The sequence below is a fragment of the Variovorax paradoxus genome (genome assembly GCF_009498455.1).
GTDB lineage: Bacteria > Pseudomonadota > Gammaproteobacteria > Burkholderiales > Burkholderiaceae_C > Variovorax > Variovorax paradoxus_H.
In genome coordinates, this window is sequence record NZ_CP045644.1 from 4,808,396 (window position 1) to 4,824,435 (window position 16,040).

The 16,040-nt window shown below is 66.7% G+C and carries 12 protein-coding genes; 10 read left to right on the forward strand and 2 right to left on the reverse strand.

The genetic code is table 11. The features are described 5' to 3' along the window. Positions 1-11: 11 nt before the first annotated feature. Positions 12-1,655, reverse strand: a complete 1,644-nt coding sequence (locus GFK26_RS22145) for a 4-hydroxyphenylacetate 3-hydroxylase family protein (protein ID WP_153283885.1) — start codon at positions 1,653-1,655, stop codon at positions 12-14. Between the two features lie 130 nt (positions 1,656-1,785). Here GFK26_RS22145 and GFK26_RS22150 point away from each other — a divergent pair, with 130 nt between their 5' ends. The 8 genes from GFK26_RS22150 to GFK26_RS22185 all read left to right on the forward strand — a co-directional run bounded on the left by GFK26_RS22150 (position 1,786) and on the right by GFK26_RS22185 (position 12,827). Further along, positions 1,786-2,421, forward strand: coding sequence for a TetR/AcrR family transcriptional regulator (locus GFK26_RS22150; protein WP_153283886.1), 636 nt, complete (start codon positions 1,786-1,788; stop codon positions 2,419-2,421). Positions 2,422-2,483: 62 nt separating this feature from the next. Next, a complete protein-coding gene (locus GFK26_RS22155) occupies positions 2,484-3,089 on the forward strand; it encodes an isochorismatase family protein (protein WP_153283887.1) in 606 nt (201 codons plus the stop codon). Positions 3,090-3,250: 161 nt separating this feature from the next. Continuing rightward, entirely contained in the window at positions 3,251-5,164 is a 1,914-nt protein-coding gene (locus tag GFK26_RS22160) for a propionate--CoA ligase (RefSeq protein ID WP_416222508.1), read from the forward strand. Positions 5,165-5,359: 195 nt separating this feature from the next. Next, positions 5,360-8,236, forward strand: a complete 2,877-nt coding sequence (locus GFK26_RS22165) for a 2-oxoglutarate dehydrogenase E1 component (RefSeq protein WP_153283889.1) — start codon at positions 5,360-5,362, stop codon at positions 8,234-8,236. Between the two features lie 54 nt (positions 8,237-8,290). Continuing rightward, positions 8,291-9,550: a 2-oxoglutarate dehydrogenase complex dihydrolipoyllysine-residue succinyltransferase gene (gene odhB, locus GFK26_RS22170; protein ID WP_153283890.1), complete on the forward strand. Its 1,260-nt coding sequence runs from the start codon at positions 8,291-8,293 to the stop codon at positions 9,548-9,550. Positions 9,551-9,569: 19 nt separating this feature from the next. After that, on the forward strand, positions 9,570-11,000 hold the full coding sequence (gene lpdA, locus GFK26_RS22175) for a dihydrolipoyl dehydrogenase (RefSeq protein ID WP_153283891.1): 1,431 nt from the start codon (positions 9,570-9,572) through the stop codon (positions 10,998-11,000). A gap of 82 nt (positions 11,001-11,082) precedes the next feature. Beyond that, complete coding sequence (zapE, locus tag GFK26_RS22180) at positions 11,083-12,180, forward strand: cell division protein ZapE (protein ID WP_153283892.1); 1,098 nt, start codon at positions 11,083-11,085, stop codon at positions 12,178-12,180. Beyond that, positions 12,177-12,827 carry a hypothetical protein gene (locus tag GFK26_RS22185; protein WP_153283893.1) on the forward strand — a complete coding sequence of 217 codons (651 nt, stop codon included), beginning with the start codon at positions 12,177-12,179 and terminating at the stop codon, positions 12,825-12,827. Before zapE ends, GFK26_RS22185 begins: the two co-directional genes overlap by 4 nt. 16 nt (positions 12,828-12,843) lie before the next feature. Here GFK26_RS22185 and GFK26_RS22190 read toward each other — a convergent pair whose 3' ends face one another. Then, positions 12,844-13,614, reverse strand: a complete 771-nt coding sequence (locus GFK26_RS22190) for a PP2C family protein-serine/threonine phosphatase (RefSeq protein ID WP_153283894.1) — start codon at positions 13,612-13,614, stop codon at positions 12,844-12,846. 107 nt (positions 13,615-13,721) lie between these two features. Here GFK26_RS22190 and GFK26_RS22195 point away from each other — a divergent pair, with 107 nt between their 5' ends. Together GFK26_RS22195 and GFK26_RS22200 are read left to right on the forward strand one after the other, a co-directional pair. Then, positions 13,722-13,928 carry a YdcH family protein gene (locus tag GFK26_RS22195; RefSeq protein ID WP_153283895.1) on the forward strand — a complete coding sequence of 69 codons (207 nt, stop codon included), beginning with the start codon at positions 13,722-13,724 and terminating at the stop codon, positions 13,926-13,928. Further along, positions 13,925-16,015 carry an ATP-dependent DNA helicase gene (locus tag GFK26_RS22200; protein ID WP_153283896.1) on the forward strand — a complete coding sequence of 697 codons (2,091 nt, stop codon included), beginning with the start codon at positions 13,925-13,927 and terminating at the stop codon, positions 16,013-16,015. The genes GFK26_RS22195 and GFK26_RS22200 overlap by 4 nt, the downstream gene beginning before the upstream one ends. Positions 16,016-16,040 lie beyond the last annotated feature (25 nt).

The window sequence follows — 16,040 nt, forward strand, 5'->3', positions numbered from 1 at the left end:
TCCGCCGGAGTCTAGGCGCCTGGGCGAGCGAGGGTCGGGACCGGCAGATCGACCATCACGGGCTGTCCCGGCACGGTGCAGCCGGTGTCGCAGCACTTGCCGGGCTGGCGGTTCTTCGTGATGGCGCGGCGCGAGTCGTGCGGCGCGGCGGCCGGCGTGCCGTCGGCCGCGATGCCGCGTTCGAGCAAACGCTCGACCAGTTCGACCTTCGAGCCCACCGGGTAGTTGCGCCAGATCTCCTGCTTCATCGCCGCAGGCGAGCCGCCGCCGTGCAGGCTGATCACGCTGTACCAACCGCCCTGGTAACCGGCCGTGAGGTCTTCGATGAAGCGGGCTGTCTCGATGCGCTGTTCGTAGGGAATGGCGGGGTTGGCGCGCAGCACGTCCGACAGCCGCGCCGCGGTCTCGGGGTTGTGGTCTTCGTCCGGGCCGGGCAGGGTGACGATCAGGCCGCCGCTCACGTAGTGCGCGATGCGGTGCATGTCGTAGATCTTGGTGGCCAGCAGCAGCTTGCCGATGTTGCTGAACACCGGGTCGGGCATGAAGACCTCGCAGTGGTCGTCGACCTTGCCGTAGACGCTGGCCGCCACGCCGCAGGCAAAGAAGCCCTCGGTGATGGTGATGAGCTCGACCATCTGCTCGCGCAGGTGGCTCTCCTTGCCGGGATCGAAGCCGTTGGCTTCGCACATCAGCGCACCGGCGCCGATCAGCAGGTCACCGAAGCCGGCGCGGGCCGCGATGCAGCTGTGGCGGTGGTGCGTGGCGTAGCTGTAGGTCAGGTGGCCCGAGTGCTCCCAAGTTCCATCGTTGCCGGCATAGAACACGCGCTCCCACGGCACGAACACGCGGTCGAACATGCACACGCCGGTGCTCTGGCCGTACTTGCGGCTGAAGAGGGCGTCGCCGTGCTCGAGCATCTCGCCGGGGCGCCCGGCCGGCCGCGCGACGATGGTGAGCCCGGGCGCATCGAGCGGCACGGCGCAGCAGACGGCGAAGTCGGCGTCTTCCTTGCCCATGTTGCGGCAGGGCATGACCAGCAGTTCGTGCACATAGGGCGCACCGGTCACGATCGCCTTGGTGCCCGAGATGACGATGCCGCGCGCGTTGCGCTCGACCACGTGCAGGTAGCTGTCGACGTTCGCCTGTTCGTGCGGCCGTCGGCTGCGGTCGCCCTTGGCGTCGGTCATGGCGACGCCCAGCGTCAGGTCCTGGTCCTGGATGCGGTGCAGGTAGTCGTGAAAGCGGGCCGTGTGCTCGGTGCTGCCGCGCGCGTCGTCGATGCGCGCCGACACCTGGGCGATGGCGTTGAGCGCGTCGTGCGTCAGGTAGCGCTGGGCGCAGCCGGTTTCCTGGCACACGAGCCGCACGGCCTCGAGCTTGTTCAGCAGGTCGCCCGAACTGGTGTTGATGTGCGAGAGCCGGTTCACCCGCTTGCCGCTGGTGTGCTGCACGGCGGTCATGAGCGGCGCGTACCCGGACTTCAGCGCGTGGTCGTAGGTGAGGGCGATGGCGTTGATGCCGGGCTGGAAGGCGGGCTCGTCGGCCACGCTGGCAACGCGGCGACCGTCGACGAACACAGTGGGCGTGTAGCGCCGCAGCGATTCACGGTAGTCGGCGCCGGACATCAAGAGGGCGTCGGAAGGCGGGGCATTCATGGGGGTTGTCTCCAGGGGCTCGTGGGGATCTTTTTCTGACCGTTGGCTTGAAGATTTAAACATTGTTCAATTTTTAGATCAACGTTTGAAAAATTGATCGGCGAACGGGTCGAGAGCTATAGTCCCGCCTATGCACGCCAAGCTCCAACGCCGCCAGACCCTCACCGACGCCCGCCGCGCCCTGGTGCTCGACGCCGCCCGCACGGTGTTCGCGGAGGCCGGCATCGAGGGCGCGAGCATCCGTGAAATCGCCAGGAAAGCCGGCTACACGCCGGGCGCCATCTATTCGTACTTCGAGAGCAAGGAGGCGATCTACGCGGCCTTGCTCGACGAGTCGCTGCTGCGCCTGCAGGCCGCCGTGGCCGAGGTGGCGGTGTCCGAGAGCCGTCCCGACCAGACCCTGGCCGCCAAGGCCCAGGCCTGGTTCGACTTCTACGCGGCGAACCCGCGCGACCTCGACCTCGGCTTCTATCTGGTGCATGGCATGCGGCCCCGTGGACTGACGCACGCGCTCGACCACGAGCTGAACGACCGTCTCTACGACGCCCTGCGCCCCTGCGAAGAGGCGCTGCTGGCTCTGGGCCTCGATGCCGACCTCGCGCAGCAGGAGAACACGGCGCTGTTCGCGCACGGCGTCGGCCTGCTGCTGATGCAGCACACGGGGCGCATCCGCATGTTCAAGCAGTCGGCCGATGCGCTGTTCAAGACCTACCTCGCGCAGCTGGTGCAGCGATCGGCCCCGCAGCGCCAGCGGAAGACGCAGTGAAACCCGCTCTTTTCAGTGGTACGGTTCAGCCCAGTTCAACCGATACCTGAAAGAAGAAGTCCATGCTGCTCGACGCCACGCAATCCCAACTCGTCCTGGTCGATTACCAGGCGCGGCTGATGCCGGCGATCTTCGAAGGCGAAGCGGCGGCGCGCAATGCAGCACGCCTGGGCCAGATGGCGCAGTGGGTCGACGTGCCGGTCTGGGGCACCGAGCAGAACCCGTCCAAGCTGGGCGAGAACCTGCCCGAGATCCGTGCCTTCTGCCGCAAGACGCTGGCCAAGATGCATTTCAGCGGCGTGGAAGAGGGGCTCGGCGAATGGCTGCGTCCGCCCGCCAAGGCCGCGCCGCAGGGCAACGCCCGCAGCCTGCCCAAGCACCTGCAGAAGCCCCCGGCCGAAGCTGAAGAGCGCAACACCATCGTGATCGCCGGCTGCGAAGCCCATGTCTGCCTGCTGCAGACCGCGCTCGACCTGCTGGAGGACGAGTTCGACGTGTGGGTTGTCACCGACGCCTGCAGCTCGCGCACCGAGCGCAACCGCGACGCGGCCTTCGACCGCCTGGCCGGCGCGGGCGCCGAACTCGTGACCACCGAGATGGTCGGCTTCGAGTGGCTGCGCACCGCCGAGCACCCGGCGTTCCGCGATCTGCAGGCGCTGATCCGCTAGTCCGCTGATCCACTGAATTGCTGTTGAAGGGCAGCCCGGCAACCGGGTGCCGCCCGGATTGCCGCGGCTGTCAGCTTCCCGCAAGATCGGTCCCCATAATTATGAATTCAGTTTCGGCCTCGTGTCCGGAACGGCATCCATACAACAGGAGACAGATCCCGATGAGCCGCTATGAAGAGTTCTACCGCCAGTCCGTCGATGCGCCCGAGGCCTTCTGGGCCGAGCAGGCCCAACTGATCGACTGGCACACGCCCGCGCAACAGATCCTCGACGCCAGCCAGCCGCCGTTCGCGCGCTGGTTCGTCGGCGGCACCACCAACCTGTGTCACAACGCCGTCGACCGGCACCTGGCCGATCGGGGCGACCAGCCGGCGCTGATCTTCGTGTCGACCGAAACCGGCGTCGAAAAAAGCTACAGCTTCACCGAGCTGCACGCCGAGGTGCAGCGCACCGCCGCCAGCCTCGTCGAACTGGGCGTGGGCAAGGGCGACCGCGTGCTCATCTACATGCCGATGATTCCCGAGGCCGCCTTCGCGATGCTGGCCTGCGCGCGCATCGGCGCCATCCACTGCGTGGTGTTCGGCGGTTTCGCCAGCGGCTCGCTGGCCACGCGCATCGAGGACGCCGAGCCCAAGGTGGTCGTGAGTGCCGACGCCGGTTCGCGCGGCGGCAAGGTCATCGCGTACAAGCCGCTGCTCGACGAAGCCATCCGCCTGTCGAAGTACAAGCCCGAGGCCGTGCTGCTGACCGACCGGGGGCTTGCGGCGATGGACCTGGTCGCCGGTCGCGACCATCTGGCGGGCGAGCTGAGGCAGAGGCACCTGGATGCGCAGGTGCCCTGCACCTGGCTGGCGTCGACGGACATCAGCTACACGATCTACACGAGCGGCACGACCGGCAAGCCCAAGGGCGTGCAGCGCGACGTGGGCGGCTACGCCGTGGCGCTGGCCGCGAGCATGAAGCACATCTTCGATGGCCGGCCTGGCGAAACGTATTTCTCGACCAGCGACATCGGCTGGGTGGTGGGCCACAGCTACATCGTCTACGGCCCACTGATCGCGGGCATGGCGACGATCATGTACGAGGGCCTGCCCACGCAGGGCATCGACCAGCAGCCCGACGGCGGCATCTGGTGGCGCCTGGTCGAGAAGTACAAGGTGACGGTGATGTTCAGCGCGCCCACCGCGGTGCGCGTGCTCAAGAAGCAGGACCCCGCGCTGCTCAAGAAATACGACCTGTCGACCTTGCGCGCACTGTTCCTGGCCGGCGAACCGCTGGACGAACCGACCGCACGCTGGATCAGCGACGGCCTGGGCGTGCCGATCATCGACAACTACTGGCAGACCGAATCGGGCTGGCCGATGATCACGGTCGCCAACGGCGTGGAAGCCAAGCCCAGCAAGTTCGGCAGCCCCGGCGTGCCGATGTACGGCTACCGCATCAAGATCCTGCACGAGTCGACCGGCGAAGAGCTCACCGGCGCGAACGAGAAGGGCGTGGTCGTGGTCGAGGGCCCGACGCCGCCCGGCTTCATGCAGACCGTGTGGAAGGACGACGCGCGCTTCGTCAACACCTATTGGAAGAGCGTGCCGGGCAAGATGGTCTATTCGACCTTCGATTGGGGCATCCGCGATGCCGACGGCTACTTCTACATCCTGGGCCGCACCGACGACGTGATCAACGTCGCCGGCCACCGCCTGGGCACCCGCGAGATCGAAGAGAGCATTTCGGGCCACGCCAACGTGGCCGAGGTGGCGGTGGTCGGCGTGGCCGACACGCTCAAGGGCCAGGTGGCGATGGCCTTCGTCGTGCCGAAAGACGGCCTGGCCGTGACCGACGCCGACGCGGCGCTTCAACTCGAGGGCGAGATCATGAAGGTCGTAGCCGACCAGCTCGGCGCCCTGGCGCGGCCCGCGCGCGTGCGCTTCGTGAGCGGCCTGCCCAAGACCCGCAGCGGCAAGCTGCTGCGCCGCGCCATCCAGGCTGTCTGCGAACAGCGCGACCCGGGCGACCTGACCACCATCGACGATCCGGCCACGCTGCAGCAGATCAAGCAGTTGCTGTCCGCCACCTGACCGAAGGCGTGAACCGGGGCAGGGTTGCGGGCCTTGCGTAGCAGCGTTCAGCCGTCATATGGTTGACGTGGCACAATGCCAAGGTACTCAGGCCCTTCCCCAGCCACAGTCGCATCCGCCAATCGGTCCAGCCGTGTCGCGGAAGGTTTCTTAACCAGCTAGTGCTTCCTCCAGGGAAGCGAAGGTCAGCGGAATATGAGCGATTCTTCTACGCCCACGGCGTACACCGCCTATCAAGGCAACACCTACCTCTTCGGCGGCAATGCGCCCTATGTCGAGGAGATGTACGAAAACTACCTTTCCAACCCCGGCAGCGTTCCTGACAACTGGCGCACGTATTTCGACGCCCTGCAGAACGTTCCCGCCGCCGACGGCACCAGCGCCCGCGACGTCCCGCACCTCCCCGTCATCAACGCCTTTGCCGAATTGGCAAAGCAGGGCACGACCAAGGTCGTGCAGGCCAGCGGTGCCGACTCCGAACTCGGCCGCAAGCGCACCGCAGTCCAGCAGCTGATTGCCGCCTACCGCAACGTCGGTGCCCGCTGGGCTGACCTCGACCCGCTCAAGCGCGCCGAGCGTCCCGCCATTCCGGAACTCGAGCCCTCGTTCTACGGTTTCACCGACGCCGACCTCGAGACGGTGTTCAACACCAGCAACACCTTCTTCGGCAAAGAGACCATGTCGCTGCGCGACCTGCTCAATGCCCTGCGTGAAACGTACTGCGGCACGATGGGTGCCGAGTACATGTACACCACCGACCAGAACCACAAGCGCTGGTGGCAGCAGAAGCTCGAAAGCGCCCGCACCAACCCCAAGCTCAGCGCCGAGCAGAAGAAGCACGTGCTGAACCGCCTGACGGCCGCTGAAGGCCTCGAGCGCTTCCTGCACACCAAGTACGTCGGCCAGAAGCGCTTCTCGCTCGAAGGCGGCGAGAGCTTCATCGTCTCGATGGACGAGCTGATCAACCAGGCCGGCATCAAGGGCGTGCAGGAGATCGTGATCGGCATGGCCCACCGCGGCCGCCTGAACGTGCTCGTGAACTCGCTGGGCAAGATGCCCGCCGACCTGTTCGCCGAGTTCGACCACACCGCTCCCGAAGACCTGCCCTCCGGCGACGTCAAGTACCACCAGGGCTTCAGCTCGGACGTGACCACCCCCGGCGGCCCGGTCCACCTGAGCCTGGCGTTCAACCCCTCGCACCTGGAAATCGTGAACCCCGTGGTCGAAGGCTCGGTGCGCGCCCGCATGGACCGCCGCGGCGATCCGCTGGGCAAGCAGGTGCTGCCCGTGATCGTGCACGGCGACGCCGCCTTCGCAGGCCAGGGCGTCGTGATGGAAACGCTGGCGCTGGCCGAGACCCGTGGTTATTCCACCGGCGGCACGGTGCACATCGTCATCAACAACCAGATTGGCTTCACCACCAGCGACCCGCGCGACAGCCGCTCGACGCTGTACTGCTCGGACATCGTCAAGATGATCGAAGCGCCGGTGCTGCACGTGAACGGCGACGATCCCGAAGCCGTGGTGCTCGCCACCCAGTTCGCTCTCGATTTCCGCATGGAATTCCAGAAGGACGTGGTCGTCGACATCATCTGCTTCCGCAAGCTGGGCCACAACGAGCAGGACACGCCTTCGCTCACCCAGCCGCTGATGTACAAGAAGATCGCCCAGCACCCCGGCACGCGCAAGCTGTACGCCGACAAGCTGGCCGCGCAAGGCCTGGGCGACACGCTCGGCGACGACATGGTCAAGGCGCAGCGCGCCGCCTTCGACGAAGGCAAGAACACTGTCGACCCCGTGCTCACCAACTTCAAGAGCAAATACGCCGTCGACTGGAGCCCGTACCTCAACAAGAAGTGGACCGACGCCGGCGACACCGCCATTCCGACCACCGAGTGGAAGCGTCTGGCCGAGAAGATCACGACGCCGCCCGAAGGCTTCACCGTGCACCCGCTCGTCAAGAAGGTGCTGGACGACCGCGCGGCCATGGGCCGCGGCGACGTGAATGTCGACTGGGGCATGGGCGAGCACATGGCGTTCGCCTCGCTCGTGGCCAGCGGCTACCCGGTGCGTCTGTCGGGTGAAGACTGCGGCCGCGGCACGTTCACGCACCGCCACGCCGTGCTGCACGACCAGAACCGCGAGAAGTTCGACACCGGCACCTACACGCCGCTGCAGAACGTGGCCGAGAACCAGGCCCCGTTCGTCGTCATCGACTCGATCCTGTCCGAAGAAGCCGTGCTGGCCTTCGAATACGGCTACGCCTCGAACGACCCCAACACGCTCGTCATCTGGGAAGCCCAGTTCGGCGACTTCGTGAACGGCGCGCAGGTGGTGATCGACCAGTTCATCGCCTCGGGCGAAGTGAAGTGGGGCCGCGTCAACGGCATCACGTTGATGCTGCCGCACGGCTACGAAGGCCAGGGTCCCGAGCACAGCTCGGCCCGCCTGGAGCGCTTCATGCAGCTGAGCGCCGACACCAACATGCAGGTGGTGCAGCCCACCACGGCCAGCCAGATCTTCCACATCCTGCGCCGCCAGATGGTGCGCAACCTGCGCAAGCCGCTGATCATCCTCACGCCCAAGTCGCTGCTGCGCAACAAGGACGCGACCTCGCCGCTGTCCGAGTTCACCAAGGGCAGCTTCCAGACTGTCATTCCCGACAGCAAGGGCCTGAAGGCCGAGAAGGTCAAGCGCCTGATCGCCTGCTCGGGCAAGGTCTACTACGACCTGGCCAAGAAGCGCGAAGAGCAGGGCAACGACGACGTGGCGATCATCCGCGTCGAGCAGCTCTACCCGTTCCCGCACAAGGCCTTCGCCGCCGAGGTCAAGAAGTACCCCAACCTCGTGGACATCGTGTGGTGCCAGGACGAGCCGCAGAACCAGGGCGCCTGGTTCTTCGTGCAGCACTACATCCACGAAAACATGCAGGACGGCCAGAAGCTCGGCTACTCCGGCCGTGCCGCCTCGGCATCGCCGGCAGTCGGTTACTCGCACCTGCACCAGGAACAGCAGAAGGCGCTGGTCGATGGCGCATTTGGCAAGCTCAAGGGCTTCGTGCTGACCAAGTAAGAACCGCCCCTTTTCACACGAACACCCTCAAGAACAAATCGGAGCTCACTCCAAATGTCTATCGTAGAAGTCAAAGTCCCCCAGCTTTCCGAATCCGTGGCCGAAGCCACCATGCTCACCTGGAAGAAGAAAGCCGGCGAAGCCGTCGCCGTCGATGAAATCCTGATCGAGATCGAAACCGACAAGGTCGTGCTCGAAGTGCCGGCTCCCTCGGCCGGCGTGCTGGTCGAAATCATCCAGCCCGACGGCGCCACCGTGGTGGCCGAGCAGCTGATCGCCAAGATCGACACCGACGGCAAGGCCGCCGCCGCAGCGCCCGCTGCTGCAGCTGCTGCCCCCGCCGCCGCACCGGCCGCTGCTGCGCCCGCAGCGGCAGCCGCCGCCACCGGTGGTTCGAAGTCCGACGTCGCCATGCCCGCCGCTGCCAAGCTGCTGGCCGACAACAACCTGAAGACCAGCGACGTGGCCGGCACGGGCAAAGATGGCCGCGTGACCAAGGGCGACGTGCTCGGCGCGGTTGCTGCCGGTGCCAAGCCTGCCGCCGCCATCGCCGCACCGGCTGCCAAGCCCGCGCTGCAACAGGTCGCAGCGCCTGCCGCACCCGACCTGGGCGAACGCCCGGAACAGCGCGTGCCGATGAGCCGCCTGCGCGCCCGCATCGCCGAGCGTCTGCTGCAATCGCAATCGACCAACGCCATCCTCACGACCTTCAACGAAGTGAACATGGCCCCGGTCATGGACCTGCGCAAGAAGTTCCAGGACGCGTTCACCAAGGAACACGGCGTGAAGCTCGGCTTCATGAGCTTCTTCGTGAAGGCCGCGGTGCACGCGCTGAAGAAGTACCCGGTGATCAACGCCTCGGTCGACGGCAACGACATCCTGTACCACGGCTACTTCGACATCGGCATCGCCGTCGGTTCGCCGCGCGGCCTGGTGGTGCCCATCCTGCGCAATGCCGACCAGATGAGCTTTGCCGACATCGAGAAGAAGATCGCCGAGTACGGCAAGAAGGCCCAAGACGGCAAGCTGGGCATTGAAGAAATGACCGGCGGCACGTTCTCCATCTCGAACGGCGGCACCTTCGGCTCGATGCTCTCGACCCCGATCATCAACCCGCCCCAGTCGGCCATCCTCGGCGTGCACGCCACCAAGGACCGCGCCGTGGTCGAAAACGGCCAGATCGTCGTTCGCCCGATGAACTACCTCGCCATGAGCTACGACCACCGCATCATCGACGGCCGCGAAGCCGTGCTGGGCCTGGTCGCCATGAAGGAAGCGCTGGAAGATCCGTCGCGCCTGCTGTTCGACATCTGATCCGGGGAGCAAGACACAGATGGCAAACAAGCAATTCGACGTCGTCGTCATCGGCGGCGGTCCTGGCGGCTACATCGCGGCAATCCGCGCTGCGCAGCTCGGCTTCAACGTGGCCTGCATCGACGAGTGGAAGAACGGCAAGGGCGGCCCCGCACCGGGCGGCACCTGCACCAACGTCGGCTGCATTCCGTCGAAGGCGCTGCTGCAATCGTCGGAGCACTTCGAGCAGGCCGGCCACCACTTTGCGGACCACGGCATCAAGGTCGAAGGCCTCGGCCTCGACGTCGAGAAGATGCTGGCCCGCAAGGACCAGGTCGTGAAGCAGAACAACGACGGCATCCTGTACCTGTTCAAGAAGAACAAGGTCAGCTTCTTCCATGGCCGTGGTTCGTTCGTGAAGGCGGACGAAGCCGGCTACGAGATCAAGGTGGCGGGCGCCGCTGAAGAATCGATCAGCGGCAAGCACATCATCCTGGCCACGGGCTCCAACGCCCGCGCGCTGCCGGGCACGCCGTTCGACGAGGAAAACATCCTCTCGAACGACGGCGCGCTGCGCATCGGCGCGGTGCCGAAGAAGCTGGGCCTGATCGGCTCGGGCGTCATCGGCCTCGAAATGGGCTCGGTGTGGCGCCGCCTCGGTGCCGAAGTCACGGTGCTCGAAGCACTGCCGACTTTCCTGGGTGCCGTGGACGAGCAGATCGCCAAGGAAGCCAAGAAGGCCTTCGACAAGCAGAAGCTGAAGATCGAACTCGGCGTCAAGGTCGGTGAGATCAAGTCGTCGAAGAAGGGTGTGAGCGTTGCTTGGACCAACGCTAAGGGCGAAGCCCAGACGCTGGAAGTCGACAAGCTGATCGTCTCGATCGGTCGCGTGCCCAACACCATCGGCCTGAACGCCGAAGCCGTGGGCCTGAAGCTCGACGAACGCGGCGCCATTGCCGTGGACGACGACTGCAAGACCAGCCTGCCCAACGTGTGGGCCATCGGCGACGTGGTGCGCGGCCCGATGCTGGCGCACAAGGCCGAGGAAGAGGGCGTGGCCGTGGCGGAGCGCATCGCGGGCCAGCATGGCCACGTGAACTTCAACACCGTGCCGTGGGTGATCTACACCAGCCCCGAGATCGCATGGGTCGGCCAGACCGAGCAGCAGCTCAAGGCCGCGGGCCGCGCCTACAAGGCCGGCACCTTCCCGTTCCTGGCGAACGGCCGCGCACGCGCGCTGGGCGACACGACCGGCATGGTCAAGTTCCTGGCCGACGCGACCACCGACGAGATCCTGGGCGTGCACATCGTGGGCCCGCAGGCCAGCGAACTGATCTCCGAAGCCGTCGTGGCCATGGAGTTCAAGGCGAGCGCCGAAGACATCGCGCGCATCTGCCATGCGCACCCGTCGCTGTCGGAAGCCACCAAGGAAGCGGCCCTGGCCGTGGACAAGCGCACGCTCAACTTCTGATCTCCGGTTCTTGAGCGAACCCGGCCCCGATCGACCCTCGCGGGGCGGTCGGGGCTCTCCATTTTTGAAGCGATCCGATCCCTTGAGCGTCAAACAGGCTTACGAAGCGGAGCTCGCGGTACGCGGGTTCAAGAGCGATCCCGCACAACTCGCGGCCGTCGAGGCGCTCGACCGTTGCGCCACCGAGTGGGGCGAGTACAAGGCCCGGCGCTCCAACGCGCTGAAGAAGCTCATCAACCGGCCGGAGCTTCCGCGCGGTGTTTACATGTATGGCGGCGTGGGGCGCGGCAAGAGCTTCCTGATGGACCTGTTCTTCAACGCCGTGCCGCTGCGGCGCAAGACGCGCCTGCACTTCCACGAGTTCATGCGCGAGGTGCACCGCGAACTGCGCGACCTGCAAGGCACCGTGAACCCGCTCGACGAGCTGGGGCTGCGCATCTCCAAGCGCTACAAGCTGATCTGCTTCGACGAGTTCCACGTTGCGGACATCACCGACGCGATGATCCTGCACCGGCTGCTCGTGTCGCTGTTCGACAACGGCGTGGGCTTTGTCACCACCTCGAACTTCAAGCCCGACGACCTGTACCCGGGCGGCCTGCACCGCGACCGCATCCTGCCCGCCATTGCACTGCTCAACCAGAAGCTCGAGGTGCTGAGTGTGGACAACGGCACCGACTACCGGCGCCGCACGCTGGAGCAGCTGCGCATGTACCTCACGCCGAACGACGCGGCGGCCGAGAAGGAATTGCGCCACGCCTTCGACAAGCTGGCTGAGACGGCGGACGAAAACCCGATCCTGCACATCGAGCAGCGCGAGATCCGCGCGCGGCGCAAGGCCGGCGGCGTGGTGTGGTTCGACTTCAAGACGCTGTGCGGCGGTCCGCGCTCGCAGAACGACTACCTGGAAATCGCGAGCCAGTTCCACACCGTGCTGCTGTCGGACGTGCCGCACATGCCGGTGCGCATGGCTTCGGAAGCACGCCGTTTCACCTGGCTGGTCGACGTCTTGTACGACCGGCGCTGCAAGCTCATCATGTCGGCCGAGGTGCCGCCCGAGGCGTTGTACACGGAGGGCCCGCTGGCGCACGAGTTTCCGCGCACAGTGTCCCGGCTCACCGAAATGCAGTCGAGCGAATTCCTCGCCCTGGAACGCCGCATCGTCGACACCCGACTCACATGAAAAAAACCGCTCTTGCCCTGTTCCTGGCGTTGGCCAGCCTGCCGCTCTGGGCCCAGTCCAATGCGGCCTCGGGCAGCGCCGACCTCGAAGCCGAACGCAGTCGCCTCTCCACCGAGCGCGAGGCCATCGAGTCGCGCTACGCGAAGGAGCGCGCGGCCTGCTACGCGAAGTTTGCGGTTGAAGACTGCCTGCGCGAAAGCCGCAGCCGCCGTCGCAAGGAAACCGACCACATCAAGCGGCAGGAAACCGCGATCAACGACATCCAGCGCCAGCGCAGCGGCGCCGCCGAGCTGCAGAAGCTCGACCAGAAGGCCGCCAATCAGCGCCCACAGGATTCGCGCGAACAGCGTGAGAAGTCGCAAGAAGACCAGAAGGCGCGCGAGCAGCGCGCCGCCGACCACGCGGCGAGCCGCGCCGCGACGGCGGCCGATGCGGACGCGCGCCAGCGCCAGTTCGAGGACAAGCAGAAGGCCCATGCCGACGAGCAGGCCAAGGCGGCGCAGCGCCGCGCCGATGCACCGGCCGCGACCACGCGCTTCGAAGAAAAGCAAAGGCGGGCGGCGGAACACCGCGCCAACCGCGAACGCCAGAACGCCGAGCGCACCAAGCCGCGCGGTGCGCCGTTGCCGCCGGCACCGGCGCCCTGAGCCAACGGGCGGTCGCTCAGGCCGCCGCAGGCAGCGGGTCGAGCTTGAGCACCGCGATCGAGATGTTGTCGCCCGTGCCGCGTGCGCGGCGCCGGGCTTCCCCCACGAGAATTTCGACCGCATCGCGCGGCGGCTGCGCGTACAGCACGCTGGCCAGCTCTTCCGGCGAGAAGTAGTGCCAGAGCCCGTCGCTGCAGGCCATCAGCAGATCGCCCGGCTGCAGCTTGGGAATGTGGTGCGGATCGACGGGCGGCGGCGTGGTCGTCATGCCCAGGCAGCCCAGCAGGATGTTGCCTTGCGGATGGATGTTGGCCTCGGCCTCGCTGATCTGGCCGCGATCGACCAGCGCCTGCACATACGAATGGTCGCGCGTGCGCTTGACCAGCGCGCCGTCGTTGAAGTGATAGATGCGTGAGTCGCCCGCGTGGATCCACGCGCAGCCGCCCTGGGGCGTCATGAGGAAGGCGGCCAGCGTGCTGTGCGGCTCCTGCTCGCTGGACAGCGCCGTGAGCTTGATGACCGTGTGGGCGTCTTCGAGCAGTTGGCGCAGCACGACAGCAGGGTCGTCGCGCTCGGGGCTGAAACGGGTGAAGAGCTGGCGCGCGGTCATCAGCACCTGGTCGGACGCCTTGCGCCCGCCGCTGCGCCCGCCCATGCCGTCGGCGATGACGCCGAGCACGCAGCCCGGCGTGCGCGGATGGCTCATCAACAGCACCTGGTCCTGCTGGTAGGGGCGGTCCCCCTTGTGGAGGCCGGTGGCTGCGGCGAGTCGAAAGCCTTGGGTCATGAGCGCTGGGGCGCCAGAGGCGCGCTTTCTGTCTTCTCTGGGGTTCGTGTCAGGACGTATTATCGAATGAACACGCGCGGCCCCATGCGGCACGCGCACCCCCACCGTTGGACTCCAATCTTCATTCCCTTTCCCGTCAGCTGATCGAGCTGCGCATCGCGCATGCCGACCTCGACGCCACCATCGACCGGCTCTCGGAAGACAGTGCGCCGCCCGACGAATTGCTGATGCGCCGCCTGAAAAAACGCCGCCTCGCCCTGCGCGACCAGATCGCCCGGCTCGAGAACGCGCTCGACCCGAAAGAGCCGGCGTGACGTCGCCGCTCGAAAACCAGGTGCGCGACGCGTTCGCGCAGGACGGGGTGCTGTCGCAGGCCGCCGAGCAGTTCCGCGAGCGCGGCGGCCAGACCGAAATGGCCATGGCCGTGGCCCGCACCATCTCCGACGGCGGCATCCTCGTGGTCGAGGCCGGCACCGGCGTGGGCAAGACTTTTTCGTACCTCGTGCCCGCGCTGCTGAGCGGCGAGCGCGTGCTGCTCTCGACCGCCACCAAGACCCTGCAGGACCAGCTGTTCGGCCGCGACCTGCCGCGCCTCGTCGAAGCCTTCGCACTGCCGATACGCACGGCGCTGCTGAAAGGGCGGGGCAGCTACCTGTGCCTGCACCGGCTCGACATGGCGCGCCACGACGCTTCGCTGCCCGAGCGCGGCAGCCTGCGCACGCTGGCAAAGATCGAGCAGTGGTCGAAAGCCACGCGCACCGGCGACTTGGCTGAGCTGCCGGGGCTCGACGAACGTTCGCCGTTGATCCCGCTGATCACCTCCACGCGCGAGAACTGCCTGGGCGCGCAATGCCCGCAGTTCAAGTCATGCCACGTCAACCTGGCGCGGCGCGAGGCGCTGGCGGCCGACATCGTGGTCATCAACCACCATCTGTTCTTTGCCGACCTCGCGGTGCGCGAGACCGGCATGGCTGAGTTGCTGCCGACCGTGAGCGTCGTCGTGTTCGATGAAGCGCACCAGCTCAACGAAACCGGCGTGCAGTTCCTCGGCGCGCAGCTCGGCAGCGGACAGGCACTCGACTTTGCGCGCGACATGCTCGGCGCAGGCCTGCAGCATGCGCGTGGGCTGGTCGACTGGCAGCAGTTGGTGGCGGGCGTCGAACGCGCGGCGCGCGAACTGCGCCTGGTGGTCGGCAAGCAGTGGCCGGGCGCCAAGCTGCGCTGGATCGGCCCTGCACCCGAGGGCGTGAATGCCGAGGCCTGGCAGGGCGCGCTCGACGACTTGCAAGACGCCTTCGTACAGGCCGCCGACGGGCTGGACACGGTGAGCGAAATCTCGCCCGACTTCGTGCGCCTGCACGAGCGCGCGCGCCAGCTTGCCAAACGCACCGCGCGCTTCGCGCAACCCTGCGAACTCGACTCGGTGCGCTGGGTCGATGTGGGCACGCAGCTGCGCCTGATCGAGTCGCCGCTCGACATCGCCGATGCAATGCGCAAGCGGGTGCTCAAGCTGACCGACGAGCCTGTGGAGTCCGACTTGCCATACGGGGATGAAGGCGATGACGACGAAGACCCCGAGCACGGCGCCGTCCCGCCGCCACCGCAGGAAGACAGCCGCCGCGCCTGGGTGTTCACCTCCGCCACGCTGGGCGACGACCCCACGCTGCGCTGGTTCACCGAGCCCTGCGGCCTGCGCGACGCCGAAGTGTTGCGCGTGCAGAGTCCGTTCGATTACGCCTCGCAGGCAGCGATCTACGTGCCGCGGGCTTTTCCGAAGCCCAACGATCCCACGCACAGCCAGCAGGTGGCCAAGCTGGCCGCACACGGTGCCGCCGAACTCGGCGGGCGCACACTGGTGCTCACCACCACGCTGCGCGCGCTGCGCACCATCGGCGACGCGATGCGCCAGCAGTTCGAGCTGCTCCAGACGGAGGCGCGGCCCGAGGTGCTGGTGCAGGGCGAGCTGCCCAAGCGCGTGCTCATGGACCGCTTCCGCGAAGGCGCGAGCAACGGGCGCGCAGGCTGCGTGCTGGTCGCGTCGGCGTCGTTCTGGGAAGGCTTCGATGCGCCGGGTGACGCGCTGCAGTTCGTCGTTATCGACAAGCTGCCGTTCCCGCCGCCCAACGACCCGCTGGTGGAGGCCCGCTCGCAGCGGCTCGAAGCGCAGGGGCGCAGTTCGTTCAGCGATTACTCGCTGCCCGAAGCGGCCGTGGCATTGAAACAGGGAGCGGGGCGCCTCATTCGCCGTGAAACCGACAGCGGCGTCCTCGCGATCTGCGACACGCGCCTCGTGGCGATGGGCTATGGCCGGCGGCTGCTGGCGGCGTTGCCGCCGATGCGCCGGCTGGAAACCGAAGCGGATTTCGAGAGCGCGATCGACGCGCTCAAGAAACCTTACTGAGATCTACCGAAGTGACCGAAGTGGT

What these genes read in the sequence shown, in the direction of transcription:
- GFK26_RS22145 (WP_153283885.1), bottom strand. Translation starts at nt 1,655, where the DNA reads ATGAATGCCCCGCCTTCCGACGCCCTCTTGATGTCCGGCGCCGACTAC.
- GFK26_RS22150 (WP_153283886.1), top strand. Translation starts at nt 1,786, where the DNA reads ATGCACGCCAAGCTCCAACGCCGCCAGACCCTCACCGACGCCCGCCGC.
- GFK26_RS22155 (WP_153283887.1), top strand. Translation starts at nt 2,484, where the DNA reads ATGCTGCTCGACGCCACGCAATCCCAACTCGTCCTGGTCGATTACCAG.
- GFK26_RS22160 (WP_416222508.1), top strand. Translation starts at nt 3,251, where the DNA reads ATGAGCCGCTATGAAGAGTTCTACCGCCAGTCCGTCGATGCGCCCGAG.
- GFK26_RS22165 (WP_153283889.1), top strand. Translation starts at nt 5,360, where the DNA reads ATGAGCGATTCTTCTACGCCCACGGCGTACACCGCCTATCAAGGCAAC.
- odhB (WP_153283890.1), top strand. Translation starts at nt 8,291, where the DNA reads ATGTCTATCGTAGAAGTCAAAGTCCCCCAGCTTTCCGAATCCGTGGCC.
- lpdA (WP_153283891.1), top strand. Translation starts at nt 9,570, where the DNA reads ATGGCAAACAAGCAATTCGACGTCGTCGTCATCGGCGGCGGTCCTGGC.
- GFK26_RS22185 (WP_153283893.1), top strand. Translation starts at nt 12,177, where the DNA reads ATGAAAAAAACCGCTCTTGCCCTGTTCCTGGCGTTGGCCAGCCTGCCG.
- GFK26_RS22190 (WP_153283894.1), bottom strand. Translation starts at nt 13,614, where the DNA reads ATGACCCAAGGCTTTCGACTCGCCGCAGCCACCGGCCTCCACAAGGGG.